Genomic DNA, 14,151 nt, shown 5'->3' on the forward strand with positions numbered 1-14,151 from the left:
GTCAGGCCTTGACCTCCCAGCCGGGTTCGTACGCGACCGACCACAACTTCATCGCCTCGGCACTGCTCGGCCTGCCGGTAGTCGGATCGACGGTCAGAACACTGTTGGTGCGATAGGCCATGTTGCCCAGATGGCAGAGCGTCGTGCTGATATGCCCCTCGGTGATCGGCGAGTTGAGCGCGGCGGCCTTGCCGCGGATCACATCGACGAAATTGTTCGCGTGATAGACGTCGAGCACCCCCTCGCCGACCGTGCCGGTCGTCTCCGACGTCGCCTTGGCCATTACCTGCCGGATCGACTTGCCCGCCAGATCATAGAGTTCGAACCCGTTGCGATCGACCACCGCCGATCCCTTCGTCCCGAGCAGCAGCACGCCACGGCCGCGACCATAGGTCTGCATCGCGTTGCAGCTCTGCCCGTTCCAGCGGATCACCCGGTCGTTGTCGTAGTTCAGGTCGAGCGACAGCGAGTCGTACATCTCCCAGTCGTCGCCCGCGTGGAAGCGCTTGGCCCCCTTCGCCTCGACCTTCGTCGGATAGGTCAGGCCCATCAGCCAGCGCGCGATGTCGAGTTCGTGCATCGCGTTGTTGCACAGCTCGCCCGTTCCATATTGCCAGAACCAGTGCCAGTTATACGGCACCAGGTTCGACCGGTACGCCGCACGTGGCCGCGGGCCCTGCCACATGTCCCAGTCGAGCGTCGCGGGTGGTGCGACCTGCTGCCCCTTGCCGATCGATCCGCGATTATTGGCGTACCAGGTCTGCGCCTCGTACACGTCGCCCAGCTCGCCCGCCTGGACCAGCGCGAGCAGCTGCCGCGTCTCGGGGCTCGAACGCTGCTGGTTGCCGACCTGCAGCTGGCGCCCGGTGTTCTTCTGCGCGGCGATCATCGCCTCGCCCTCGGCCGGCGCAATGCCGATCGGCTTTTCGCAATAGACGTGATGGCCCGACTTCATCCCGTCGACCGCCAGCTTGGCGTGCCAGTGATCGGGCGTCGCGACGGTGATGATGTCGATCGCCTTGTTGTCGAGCAACTTTCGATAATCGCCTTCGGTCCGCGGCGCGGCATGGCCCTTCGCGGCAAAGGCCGCCGCGCGCTTGGCCAGTACCGCCGAGTCGACGTCGCAGAAATGCGTGACCTCGACGTTCGGGACCTTGGTAAACGCGCTCATATGCGCCTGGCCGCGGCTGTTCACGCCAACGATCGCGACGCTCAGCCGGTCGTTCGCACCCTTGATCCGTGCATAGCTGCGCGCGGTCATCGCCATGCCGAGCGTCGCGCCCGCGCCCTTTATCATCGTCCGACGGTCCATCGCTTGATCCCCCTTAGAGTGTACGCAGCTTGATCGACCGGAACTCGACCCGGTCGCCATGATCCTGAAGCAGGATCGGCCCCTGCACGGCGTCGCCGAACCCGGCGATCCCGGCATATTTGCTTTGCGCCACCAGCGCGCGGAACGCCGGCGACCCGCGGTCATATTCGACCATCTTGAAGCCGTTCAGCCAGTGCTCGACACGCGCGCCGCGCACCACGATCACCGCCCGGTTCCATTCGCCCGGCGGATTGATCCGCTTGCCCGGGCTTGCCGGGTCGGACAGGTTCCTCGCCGCGATCAGATCGTAGAGCGAGCCGAGCGTCCGGTTGCCGTCGCGACCCATCTTCGCATCGGGATGCCGCGCATCGTCGAGCAGCTGATATTCCAGCCCCAGCGCCTCGCCCTTGCGCTTCAGCAGGCCGGCATCGACGAAATACTTGATCCCGCTGTTCGCGCCGGGCGCCAGCTTGAAATCGACCGAAAGCTCGAAATCGCGATATTCGCGGGTCGTGACGAGGTCGCCGCCGCCGCCGTCCACGCGCAGCACGCCGCCGGCCATCGTCCAGCCCGTCGTCGGAAACGCCGTCCCCTTTGCGCTGCGCCAGCCGGCACCTGTCTTGCCGTCCCACAGCAGCTTCCAGCCCGCGCGCTGTTCCTCCGCGGACAGCTTATTGCTCAGCCAGCCCTGCTGCGGCAGCGCGGTCGCGGGCATCGCGTAGCGCGCCGGCGCATCGGTGATCACGCGGACGTTGCGGAACCGCACCTCGGGGTGCCGCGCTGCGTCCGCATCGGGGATCGCATGCACCTGGAACGCGATGAACCCGCGCGCATCGACATCGTCGACGGTATCGGTCGCGGGCACGCCGTTGATCCAGCTGCGCAGCCGCGCGCCGATCGCCTCGACACGGTAGTGGTTCCAGTCGCCCGAGCGGAAGGTCTGCCGCGCGGGCGCGTTGCGGCCGAGCGTATACAGCCATTGCCGGCGCTGTTCGTCATACATGCCCGCGCTCCAGGCGCGCGCCGACGGATCGATCTCGACCTGATAGCCGTGCACGACGCCATTGCGATAATCGGGCCGGCTCTGTCCGCGGATCATCATCCCCGAATTGAGCGCAGGGTCGGTCTTCGCATCGAACTCGACGATGAAGTCGCCATACTGGGCCTCGGACACGAGCCAGCTATTGGTCTTGCCGGGCTCGGCGCGCCCGATCAGCTCGCCATTCTCGAACGCATAGGTCGCGTTGCCCCCGGTCGCGCGCCAGCCGGCCAGCCCCGCGCGCGGGGTCACGTCGCGCCACGGTGCTTTTGCCTGATCTGTGGACGATTGAGACGCAGGGGCAGCGTCGACCGACGCCTGCAGCAGCAACGGTGCGGCCGCCAAGGTCAGAATTGCGAGTGCTCGAACCATTCGCCTCCCCTTTTCTCTTTTCTGCGAGCACGGGCTGGGCAGCCCTATCCGGACAGGTCCGGTCGTCTCGCATCGTTTCACCGCCGACATGTCGCTGCCGTACGTCTCTCCAAAACCGACCCTAATTTGTGGTCGGGCCACATGCAAACAGATTGTAAGGCATTTTATCGATGTTTCCGCTGGTTCGGGGCTTACCGGACTTGACGATGCCGGTGTCCGCGCGATGTAGGGGACGGCGCCGACGTTCAGGCTGCCGTCTATCGAACGAGGAATGCAATGCAGGACGCTGAAGGCGGCGGTAAACTCTACCGCAAAATCGTGCAGGCGATCATGACGGACATCGCGGACGGGGTATTCCAGGTCGGCGGTCGCCTGCCCGCCGAACGCGATCTGACGGAGCGGTTTCAGGTCAGTCGCCCGACGATCCGCGAGGCGATGATCGCACTCGAGATGAAGGGCATGGTCGAGGCCCGCAAGGGCTCGGGCGTGTTCGTGCTGGCATCGTCATCGAACGACTCGGAGCAGGAACTCGATATCGGCGCGTTCGAGATCACCGAGGCGCGTCGCCTGCTCGAAGGCGAAGTCGCCGCGGTCGCCGCGACCGAGATCACGGAGGAGCAGCTGGTCGAGCTACGCGGTCTGCTGGCGCAGATGGATCAGGACGACACGATCGCGGCAGAGGACGCGGATCGCCGGTTCCACATCGCGATCGCCGAGGCGACCGGCAATGCGGTGATCATCTCCGCGGTGGCCGACTTCTGGGACATGCGCTTCCGCTCGCCACTCGCGCGCGAGGTTCTGGCGAAGGCGGGAAGCCTCGGCACGGAGAACCGCATGGCCGAGCACGGCCGGATCCTGACCGCGCTGGAGGCGCGCTCGCCGGTCGACGCGCGCAACGCGATGCGCGATCACCTTGCGCGTGTGATCGACCACCTGCTCGACGTCACCGAGACCGAAGCGGTCGAACGCGCGCGGGCCGCGACCGTCCAGCGCCGCCGTGCCCTGGCCCGTCGCTCGGTCTGACCCGCCCCCGCGTCTAGAGGTGCATGCTGTCAAATCGCGGCTACGGATGCGCCTCAAAATATTGGTCAAACTAATTGTCTGACCAAATGATTCCATATTGTCATATTTCTGCGGCCCTGATACCTGACGATGTACGTCGACCCTAGAAAACTGGGGCGGCAAAATGTCGGGCCGCGCCGACTCAGCGCGACCGGCCTATCGGGAGAGGGTCCTTGAGCCACAAGAGCTTCGATAAGCGCATGCTGCTTATCTCGACGAGCGTCATTGGTCTGTTGATCGCCGCGCCGGCCATGGCCCAGCGAACCGCGGGCAGTCAGGTGCCGCAACCAGCCGACAGCCAGACGAGTTCACCCGATCCCGTCGACCCGACCCAGGCCACGTCCGAGCCGGAAAACGCCGATATCGTCGTGACCGGGTTCCGCGCCTCGCTGAACAACGCACTCAACCAGAAGCGTAACGAGACCGCCGCGATCGACAGCATCGTCGCAGAGGATATCGGCAAGTTCCCCGACTCCAACCTTGCCGAGTCGATGCAGCGCATCCCCGGCGTCGCGCTCTCGCGCGGTGACGGCGGCGAGGGCCGCAACATCTCGGTCCGCGGCCTCGGCGCGCAGTTCACGCGCGTGCGCATCAACGGCATGGAAGGCGTGTCGCAGGTCAGCGGCACCGATATTCGCGGCGGCGTCGCGACCGGCCGTTCGTTCGACTTCGTGACCTTCCCGACCGAAATCTTCTCGGCACTGTCGGTCCGCAAGACGCTGTCGGCCGATGTCGAGGAAGGCTCGCTGGGCGCGACGGTCGACCTGCGCGCGCCCAAGCCGTTCGACCAGAAGAAGAGCTTCGTGCTCACCGGCACCGCGCGCGGCATCTACAACGACATCAGCAAGAAGGCCGATCCGCGCCTGTCCGCGCTGGTCTCCAAGCAGTTCGGCGACACGTTCGGCATCCTCGGCAGCATCGCCTATTCGAAGCGCCATATCGCAGAATATGCCTATTCGGCCGCCGATGTCGTGCCGACCACGGTCTATGGCCAGGCGCAGCCTGCGGGCACCGCGAATGCCGGCGTGATCTTCCCCTTCTGCACCCCGGTCGGCTACAGCTTTCGCGGGGCCGCGACGAACAGCCCGGTCGCCGGCTACGCCCAGCCGAACGGCACGCCGATCGGCGCAGACGCCAATAATTGCAGCACCGGAAATCCGCGCACGAGCACGGCGGCGGCCTATGATTATGTCATGAGCCGGACCGGGGTGAACGGTCGTCCGGGCGGCGGCGTCTATCTCCCCCGTCTGCCGCGACCCGCGAAAAGCGACCAGGAACAGCAGCGTCTCGCGGGCACGCTGACGCTGCAATGGAAGCCTGGCGACAATACCGACATCTCGCTCGACGGGCTGTATTCGCGGTTCAAGGTGGATCGGCTCGACACCTATTTCGATGCACGCTCGTTCGGGCGCGCGATCTCGAACAACGGCCAGCCGCTGACGTCGGTCCGCGAGATCGAGGTCGATGACAATGGGTCGCTGATCCACGGGCTGTTCGACGGCGTCGATCTGCGGTCGGAGATGCAGCAGGAGAAGTTCACCTCGACCTATCGCCAGGTCAATCTGAACCTCGACCACCGCTTCTCCGACACCGTCCGGGTCTATGGTCTGGCCGGCATCAACCAGTCGCGGCTCGACGTCGACCGCCTGCAGGTCGCGATCGATGCCAATGACACGCGCGACTTCTCGATCGACTTCCGCGACAATCCCGACATTCCGAAGATCGGCTACGGGATCGACACGACCAATCCCGCGCTCTTCCAATATGGCCCGCCGCTCGCCAACGGCGACCAGCGCGGCCAGCTGTCGAACTTCATCCGTCGCAACACGATCACGAGCAAGACCTTCGAACTCAACGGCGAATGGGAGGCCGCCCCCGACTTTACGCTGCAGATTGGCGGCCAGTATCGCACCAACAAATATACCGCGCGTGAGCGGCAGCTCGCCACCAACACGCCGCTTGCCTTGCCGTCGGGCGTGACGCTCGCCAGCCTCACCACCGTGACGACTGGCATCGGCAGCAACCTCGACGGGCTGTTGCAGGATTTCGTCTCGATCGATCCCGAGAAGTTCCGCGACGCGGTCGGGCTCGACAACTATGTCTATTGCAGCCTCGAATGCGCCAAGGGCACGTATGGCGGCGTCGATGAGAAATATGCCTCGGGCTATGCGATGGTGAAGTTCAACACCGCCAATTCGCTGCCCTTCGCACTGCGGGGCGATGCGGGCGTACGGTACGTCCATACCAAGCTCGACACCTATGGCCCGATCACCTCGGCCGCGCCTGCCGGGTCGCTCTATCCCTCGCGGTTCGTGATATCGGAGGTCGGCCGCAGTTATGACGACTGGCTGCCGTCAGCGAACCTCGCGCTCGACATCACGCCCGAGCTGATCGCGCGCGCCTCTGTCGCGCGCGTGATGTCACGGCCAGCCTATGGCCAGCTGATCCCCGCAGGCTCTGCAAACCTCGTGATCCAGACCGCAACCTTCAGCAATCCCTTCCTCGAACCGATCCGTGCCAACACGTTCGACGCGGCGATCGAATGGTATTTCGCCAAGGGCTCGCTGATCTCGGTTGCGTATTTCTACAAGAATATCGAAAGCTATATCCAGACGACCAGCCAGGCGGTCGCGTTCCAGGATATCGGCCTGCCGCTGACGCTGCTGAACGGAACGCAGTTGCGCCCGACCGACGTGTTCACCGTCCAGCGGAGCAACAACACGGAGGGCGGGCCGCTGCGCGGGTTCGAGGTCAACGTCCAGCTGCCCTTCACCTTCCTGCCCGGCGTGCTGCGCAATTTCGGCGCGCTTGGCAACTTCACGCGGGTCCGGTCGAACATCAACTACGTCATCTCGCCGACATTGTCCCGGACCGCGCCGCTGGTCGGGCTGTCGCCCGAAACGGCAAGCGGGACGCTCTATTACGAAGACGACAAGTTCAGCATCCGCTCGACGGTCAACTATCGCGCGGCCTTCCTGACCGCCGTCCCCAGCGGCTCGGTCGACGCGGATTCGACCGCCAATGCGAGTTCGATCTTTGTCGACGCCTCGGCCTCGTACAACCTCAACGAGCATATCAAGTTGATCGCCGAAGTATCGAACATCACTGACGAAACCAATCGTCTGACCGTCGATACGGTGCGTCAGGACCCGCTCTACACGTCCTATTTTGGCCGCACCTACGCGCTGGCGGTCAATTTCCAGTTCTGATGACTTCACGGTTCTGGTCGATATCGGCGCGCCCCCCCTGCCGATGTCGACCCGATCTCCGGGTGCGCTGCACGTCACGTGCGGCGCGCCCGGTTCTTTATTGGACTACGGCGCAGACGGTGCGCCGCGTGGGTCCGGGCCTTCATCGTCACAAACGCGCTGAGCACATATTTCAGGGACCGGGCCTCATGATCGTGCCATCCATTTTTCTCTCGCTTGCAGCGTTGCAAACGACAGCGGCGCCCGCGGCGACCGCCGAGCATGTTGCGATCCAGGCAGCGGACATCGACCGCAGCGCGGCCTTCTATCATGAGGCGTTCGGCCTGCGGATCATCCCGACGCCGCTCAAAAACCGCCGCTGGCTCGATCTCGGCAACGGCCTCGCGCTCCACATCCTCGACGGCCGTACGACGCCGAAACCCTCGAACCGGAACGAGCATCTGGCGCTGCACGTCGATGATCTCGCCACCGTCATTGCCTGGCTGGACCAGCACGGACGCGTCTGGACCGACCTTGCGGGCACACCGCACACGATGCAGCTCCGGTTCGACGGCGTCCGCCAGATCTATGCGCAGGATCCCGATGGCTATTGGCTCGAGATAGGGGACGCACGCGGCGCTGCGCCACGATGACGTGGCAGCCGATCGAGACCGAGGGTATCGAGCGGCGCCTCGCTTGGCCGCCTGCCTTACCGGAGAGACGAGCACGCTGTTTGATCTTTTTGGATTTGCGCTGCATCCCGGACCCTGAAAGACATCAGCACGACACATAAACTGGTGTACGCTGCCCCTCGGCGCGGTGCGCCACAGGAGAGATCGCCATGTCGTTCGTTGTAAACGGAAACGCCGTCCCCGGACCGGCGGATCCCCGTGTTTCGCTGCTTGATCACCTCCGGGAGACGCTTCACCTGACGGGCACCAAGAAGGGTTGCAATCAGGGCGCGTGCGGGGCCTGCACGGTGCTGGTCGATGGCGAGCGGATCCTGTCCTGCCTCGCGCTGGCGGTCCAGTATGACGGACGTGAGATCACGACGATCGAGGGCCTGGCCGAGACCGCGGCGCTTCACCCGTTGCAGGCGGCGTTCATCGAGCATGACGGCTTCCAGTGCGGCTATTGCACACCCGGGCAGATCTGCTCGGCGATCGGCATGGCCGCGGAGGCCCGCCGCGGCGTGCCGAGCCATGTCAGCGCCGACCTCGCCGCCGACGTGATCCTGACCCGCGACGAGATCCAGGAACGGATGAGCGGCAATCTGTGCCGATGCGGCGCGCATAACGGCATCATCGACGCGATTCAGGCGACGATGGCGCCAGCGCCGACCGCCGAGACGAGCGCGGAGTTGGCGGCATGACGCCTTTCACCTACCTGCGCGCCGATACCGTGAACGATGCCGTACGACTGGGTGCGGGCGAGACCGCGGCCTTTCTCGGCGGCGGCACCAATATCGTCGATCTGATGCGCGAAACCGTCGCCCGCCACGAGACACTGGTCGACGTGACCCGCCTGTCCGCTGCGGTCACCGAGACGGCAGAGGGCGGACTGCTGATCGGCGCCGCCGCCACCAACACTGCGGTCGCCGAGCATCACGGCGTGCGGACGCGCTATCCCATGCTGTCGCGGGCGATCCTGGCGGGGGCGTCTGCGCAGATCCGCAACATGGCGACGGTCGGCGGCAACCTGCTGCAGCGTACGCGCTGTACCTATTTCTATGACACCGACGGATCGCACTGCAACAAGCGCGCGCCCGGTACGGGGTGCGATGCCCGCGAAGGGTTCAATCGCATCCACGCGATTCTCGGCGCATCCGATGCCTGCGTCGCGACGCATCCCTCCGACATGTGCGTCGCGCTGACCGCGCTCGACGCTGTCGTGCATGTCGAGGGGCGCGACGGCGCGCGGACGCTGCCCTTTGGTGAGCTTCACCGCCTGCCCGGCGATCGTCCCGACCTCGATACGGTACTGGCGGCGGGCGATCTGATCACGGCGATCGAACTGCCGCCGCTCGGTGTCGCGGCGCGCTCGACCTATCGCAAGGTGCGCGACCGGGCGAGCTACGCCTTCGCGCTGATCTCGGTCGCGGCGGCGATCGAGATGGACGGCGACCGGATCGCCGACGTCCGGATCGCGTTCGGCGGCGTCGCGCACAAGCCATGGCGCGCGACCAAGGCGGAGCCCGCGCTGCGCGGCGAACTGGCCAGCGAGGCCGTCTTCCGGGCAGCCGCAGCCGCGGAGTTCGCCGATGCGCGGCCGCTTCGCGACAATGCGTTCAAGCCCGAACTGGCGACGCGAACGCTGGCCGCGGTGCTGGCCGAGCTGGCGAAGGGAGACGTCGCATGAGCATCATCGATACCGCAAAGCAGGCGGCGCAGGGCCTTATGCAGGGCGCGATAGAGAAGCTCGTTCCGCTGGCACCCGACAGCTGGATCCCCGGTGGCCGGCCCGATCCGCTGATCGCGCACAAGCACGGGCTGATCGGCACGCCGGTATCGCGGCGCGACGGCGCGCTGAAGGTCAAGGGCGAGGCAGGCTTCGCCGCAGAATTTCGCTTCGACGACATGGCCTATGCGGCACTCGCCTATGCGACGATCCCGCGCGGCCGGATCACGGCGATCGACAGCGCGGCTGCGGACGCCGCGCCGGGTGTCGTCCTGGTGATGACCCACCTCAACGCGCCACGGATGAACACGCCGGGCGTGTTCGGCTCGTCCCCGACCGCGGTGGGCCCCGCCGACCTGCCAATCCTGCAGGACGACCGCATCCACTGGAACGGGCAGCCGATCGCCTGCGTCCTCGCCGAGACTCAGGAGCAGGCCGATCATGCCGCGTCGCTGCTCGGCTTCACCTATGATGCGGAGCCGTCGACGACCAGTCTCGAAGGCGCGAAGGCGAACGGGCGCGAACCGGGCCTGTTCATGGGCCAGCCGCTGCACAACCGGATCGGCGATGCCGACGCCGCGCTCGCCACGGCGCCGCATGTCGTCGATCAGGTCTATCGCACCCCGCGCCACAACCACAATCCGATCGAACCGCATGCCGCGACGATCGCATGGATCGACGGCGCGCTGGTGATCCACGACGCGAGCCAGATGGTCACCGCCCAGGCGCAGACGATCGGCGAAATCTTCGATCTAGAGCCCGACAAGGTCCGGTTGACCTCGCCCTATGTCGGCGGCGGTTTTGGCTGCAAGGGCTTGTGGGATCACCAGATCATCGGTGCAGCCGCGGCGAAGCTGGCAGGCCGGCCGGTACGGATCACGCTGTCGCGCGAAGGCGTGTACCGCGTCGTCGGCGGGCGATCGCTCACCGAGCAGCGGGTTGCGATCGGCGCGACCGCGGAGGGCCGCTTCGATGCGCTGGTCCACACCGGGCTGTCGATCATGACGCCGCATAACAACATGCCCGAGCCGTTCATCCTCGGCACGCGCGCCGCCTATGCCTGCCCCAATATAAGCCTGCAGGTCGACATCGCGCGGATGAACATGCTGGCGAACACCTTCATGCGCGCGCCGGGCGAGGCGGTCGGCACCTTCGCGCTGGAATGCGCGGTCGACGAACTCGCGGTCGATCTGGGCATCGACCCGGTCGAGCTGCGGATCCTGAACGAGCCGGACAAGGACCCGACGTCGGGGCTCGCCTTCTCGTCGCGCCATATCGTCGAGGCGTGGCGCAACGGTGCGGATCATTTCGGCTGGGCGGATCGCAGTGTCGAACCGGCCACGCGCCGCGATGGCGAATGGCAGATCGGCATGGGCTGCGCGACCGGGACCTATCCCTATTACCGGATGCCCGGCGCACAGGCGCGTATCACCCTCACGCGGGACGGCGATGCCGTGCGCGCGCTGATCGAGGTCGCGGCGGCGGAAATGGGCATGGGGACCTCGACCACCACCGCGATCGTCGGCGCGGAACGACTGGGTCTGTCGCTCGATCAGGTCGAGGTCGGCTACGGCGACTCGTCGATCCCGGGCGCGATCATGGCGGGTGGATCACAGCAGACCGCGGCGATCGGTGCGGCCGTCATCGCGGCGCATAACGCGCTGGTCGCCGAGCTGCTCAAGCTGGCCGGCAACGACTCGCCCCTCGCGGGGCTGTCGGCGGATACGGTCGGCAGCGAGGATGCCGGGCTGGCGAAGATCGATGATCCGACGCAGCGGGAAAGCTACGCCTCGATCCTGACGCGTGCGCAGCGCGACAGCGTCACCGTCACCGCCGCGGCGGCGCAGCCGCTCGAACTGATGCACTGGTCGATGCACTCGCACAGCGCGATCTTCTGCGAGGTGCGGGTCAATGCGGTCACCGGTGAGACACGCGTCAGCCGGATTCTCGGATCGTTCGACTGCGGGCGCATCCTCAACCCCAAGACGGCAAAGAGCCAGTTTCGCGGCGGGATCATCATGGGGCTCGGCATGGCGCTGATGGAGGAAACGCAGTTCGACGAACGCAATGGGCGGATCATGAACCCGAGCCTTGCCGAATATCACATCCCCGTGCACCTCGACGTCCCCGAGATCGACGTCATCTGGACCGATATCGCCGATCCCCACACGCCGATGGGTGCGCATGGTATCGGCGAGATCGGCATCACCGGCGTCGCGGCGGCGGTCGCCAATGCGGTCTACAACGCAACCGGCAAGCGCGTCCGCGACCTGCCGATCACGCTCGACAAGCTGCTATAGGGTGGCCGTTTAGCGGGAACGCGACACGCGCCGGTCGGGCAGTCGCCGACCGGCGCTGTGCTGCCCCCCCCCCGCCGCGCTTCTGATCGTCTGCGGCCTCGAGCCCCTTCGTGACGCGATTTCGGATGACTCCGCAGCGGCAGCCGCCCGTGATCGCCTAAATCCCGTCGGGGTCGAGCATCGACACCCTCACCCGTGTCTCGCCACCGGATCCGGAAGGTCGTCCCATTCTGCCGCGACGACGCCCCTCCTCGCCACCGCGCCGGGATCTAGCGGCTGCTCGCGCGTTACAGCTTGCTGCCCCCGCTTCTCCCAACTTTCACGGAAGATCAGATCATGTCCGACCAAACCGACAGCCCCGTTCTGCAGCCCGTCACGATCGGCGATCTGCGACTGCAGAATCGTATCGTCATGGCGCCGCTGACGCGCAGCCGCTCGAACGACGAGGGTGTCCCGCCCGACTTTGCCGCCGACTATTATGCGCAGCGTGCCGATGCCGGCCTCATCATCAGCGAAGCGACCAACATCTCGTCGCAGGCGCGCGGCTATGCGATGACGCCCGGCATCTGGTCGGACGCGCAGGTCGCCGCATGGACGCCGATCGTCGAGGCCGTCCACCGGCGTGGTGGGGCGATCTTTCTTCAGTTGTGGCACACCGGCCGCATCTCGCATCCCGATCTCCACGACGGCGCACTCCCCGTCGCGCCGTCCGCGATCAAGGCGGAAGGCCAGGCCTTCACGAATGACGGGATGAAGGATTTCGTCACCCCGCGCGCGCTGGAGACGGACGAGATTCCCGCGATCGTCGAGGATTACCGCCGCGCTGCCGAACAGGCCAAGGCCGCCGGCTTTGACGGCGTCGAGGTCCATGCCGCGAACAACTATCTGCTCGAACAGTTCATCCGCGACAGCACCAACCAGCGCAGCGACGTCTATGGCGGTTCGATCGAGAACCGGCTGCGCTTCCCGCTCGATGTCGTTCGCGCCGTGGTCGATGTCTGGGGTGCTAACCGGGTCGGGATCCGCATCTCGCCCGCCACGACCGAGCCCGGCAAGACGCCGCTCGACAGCCAGGTCGGGCGGACCTTCGACACGTTCGTCGATGCCCTGTCGGAGATCGGGCTGCTGTACATCCACGATATCGAAGGCGTGACCCAGCAGACGCGCGACGTGCCGGACGGCGTCGACTTCCAGGCGCTGCGCAAACGTTTCTCGGGTGCGTACATCGCCAACAACCAGTATACGCTGGAGCTTGCCGAAAAGACGCTGGCGGAAGGCAATGCCGACCTGTTCAGCTTTGGTCGCCCCTTCCTCGCCAATCCCGATCTCGTCGACCGGCTGCGCACCGGCGCGCCGCTGGCCGAGGCGCCGAAGCAATATTGGTATGGCGGCGGCGCCGTCGGCTATTCGGACTGGCCCGGCATGAACGGGAAGATCGAGCTCTCGTAATCCGGCAGAGCGTCTGAGGTGGCCGAGGGGACGCGGGGCAGGCACACATCGTGCCGCCCTCGTCCCCGATCAGCCACAGCAGCGCTTGTGCTTTTTCCCCGACCCACAAGGGCACGGATCGTTGCGGCCGACTTTCGATGCCGCCGTCGCCGATGCGTCGGGTGACGACGGGCCGGCGACGCTCACCTGCGCGGCGTACAGGCGCTGGACGGCGTCGGTGAGTTCGGCCGGCGCCCGGTCCTGAAGCGCGTTGATTTCAACGCTGTCGAGGTCGCTCTCATTGCTCGCGACCGCGATCAGCGTCGCCAGCCACGACCACGGGGCCGCCCTTGCGGGGTCGTCGGCCAGCGCGTTCCAGGCCTCGGGGCGCAGCGCGATCGCATCGGTCAGGCCGTCGATCCAATATTCCCACAGAACTTCACCGTCGCGCTCATCGACGTCGAAGATCGGTTGAAGCTTGCCGCGGGCAAGGTCGCGCGCGATCTCATCACGCCGCGCCGCCACCGCATCGGCGAACCATTGCACGTCGAGCGGATCCTCGAAGGGCGGCGTGCCGTCGGACTCGCTTCCCCAGATCACGGTCATCCACTCGCCCGGCGCGATCGCCTCCGGGGAGATCAGCAGCCCGGTGAGGAAGCCGTCGAGCTCGGTGAGCAACATCGGTTCCTCGACGGCGAGATCGGCGAGCGCGCCATCGAGGCGCCGGAAGCGTGAAGGGAATCGCTTCACAGGCTGAGCGCGCGGCGGCGCATCTCGGCCTGTGCCATCTCGCGCAGCGGGGTCACCTCGCCCACAGCGAAGATGTCCGCGAGGTCGAGCAGATCCTCGTCGCCAAGAGCATTCACCGAGGTCTCGACGGCCACGAGGCGATCGAGCGCGCGCGCCGTTACCATCCCCTGGCGCTTGGTTCGTATTTTGAGCATCGCCGTCCACTAGCAGAACCGGTCGGGATTTACAGGCGCAGACCACGTCCATGATCCGGCACGCATCGACGTGCGGGAGGCAGCCACCCGGCGCACCGGATCGCAATCT

At 66.0% G+C, this 14,151-nt stretch carries 11 protein-coding genes; 7 read left to right on the plus strand and 4 right to left on the minus strand.

Annotated elements, in window-relative coordinates; translation table 11 throughout:
* Position 1: 1 nt before the first annotated feature.
* Both C8J24_RS15955 and C8J24_RS15960 read right to left on the minus strand, forming a co-directional pair.
* Positions 2 to 1,312: a Gfo/Idh/MocA family protein gene (locus C8J24_RS15955; RefSeq protein ID WP_107933892.1), complete on the minus strand. Its 1,311-nt coding sequence runs from the start codon at positions 1,310 to 1,312 to the stop codon at positions 2 to 4.
* Between the two features lie 13 nt (positions 1,313 to 1,325).
* Positions 1,326 to 2,723 carry a 3-keto-disaccharide hydrolase gene (locus tag C8J24_RS15960; RefSeq protein ID WP_107933894.1) on the minus strand — a complete coding sequence of 466 codons (1,398 nt, stop codon included), beginning with the start codon at positions 2,721 to 2,723 and terminating at the stop codon, positions 1,326 to 1,328.
* Positions 2,724 to 2,999: 276 nt separating this feature from the next.
* Here C8J24_RS15960 and C8J24_RS15965 point away from each other — a divergent pair, with 276 nt between their 5' ends.
* From C8J24_RS15965 to C8J24_RS15995, 7 genes are all read left to right on the plus strand, one after another.
* A complete protein-coding gene (locus C8J24_RS15965; protein ID WP_031439703.1) occupies positions 3,000 to 3,746 on the plus strand; it encodes a FadR/GntR family transcriptional regulator in 747 nt (248 codons plus the stop codon).
* Between the two features lie 239 nt (positions 3,747 to 3,985).
* On the plus strand, positions 3,986 to 6,994 hold the full coding sequence (locus tag C8J24_RS15970; RefSeq protein WP_146163717.1) for a TonB-dependent receptor: 3,009 nt from the start codon (positions 3,986 to 3,988) through the stop codon (positions 6,992 to 6,994).
* Positions 6,995 to 7,182: 188 nt separating this feature from the next.
* The gene (locus C8J24_RS15975) at positions 7,183 to 7,626 is read left to right on the plus strand and encodes a VOC family protein (protein WP_167396787.1); all 444 of its coding nucleotides are present in this window, start codon (positions 7,183 to 7,185) and stop codon (positions 7,624 to 7,626) included.
* Between the two features lie 188 nt (positions 7,627 to 7,814).
* Complete coding sequence (locus C8J24_RS15980; RefSeq protein ID WP_107933898.1) at positions 7,815 to 8,345, plus strand: 2Fe-2S iron-sulfur cluster-binding protein; 531 nt, start codon at positions 7,815 to 7,817, stop codon at positions 8,343 to 8,345.
* Positions 8,342 to 9,331 (plus strand): FAD binding domain-containing protein, encoded by a 990-nt coding sequence (locus C8J24_RS15985; protein WP_107933900.1) that lies wholly within the window; start codon positions 8,342 to 8,344, stop codon positions 9,329 to 9,331. The genes C8J24_RS15980 and C8J24_RS15985 overlap by 4 nt, the downstream gene beginning before the upstream one ends.
* Positions 9,328 to 11,670 (plus strand): xanthine dehydrogenase family protein molybdopterin-binding subunit, encoded by a 2,343-nt coding sequence (locus C8J24_RS15990; RefSeq protein WP_107933902.1) that lies wholly within the window; start codon positions 9,328 to 9,330, stop codon positions 11,668 to 11,670. The genes C8J24_RS15985 and C8J24_RS15990 overlap by 4 nt, the downstream gene beginning before the upstream one ends.
* Positions 11,671 to 12,006: 336 nt before the next feature.
* Positions 12,007 to 13,119, plus strand: coding sequence for an alkene reductase (locus C8J24_RS15995; protein ID WP_107933904.1), 1,113 nt, complete (start codon positions 12,007 to 12,009; stop codon positions 13,117 to 13,119).
* Positions 13,120 to 13,188: 69 nt separating this feature from the next.
* Here the strand turns inward: C8J24_RS15995 and C8J24_RS16000 are convergent, their stop codons facing one another.
* The gene (locus C8J24_RS16000) at positions 13,189 to 13,848 is read right to left on the minus strand and encodes a UPF0149 family protein (protein ID WP_107933906.1); all 660 of its coding nucleotides are present in this window, start codon (positions 13,846 to 13,848) and stop codon (positions 13,189 to 13,191) included.
* A complete protein-coding gene (locus C8J24_RS17420) occupies positions 13,845 to 14,042 on the minus strand; it encodes a hypothetical protein (protein ID WP_146163718.1) in 198 nt (65 codons plus the stop codon). The genes C8J24_RS16000 and C8J24_RS17420 overlap by 4 nt, the downstream gene beginning before the upstream one ends.
* Positions 14,043 to 14,151: the final 109 nt, after the last annotated feature.

Origin of the sequence: Sphingomonas aerolata (assembly GCF_003046295.1) — a bacterium.
GTDB classification, from domain to species: Bacteria; Pseudomonadota; Alphaproteobacteria; order Sphingomonadales; family Sphingomonadaceae; genus Sphingomonas; species Sphingomonas aerolata.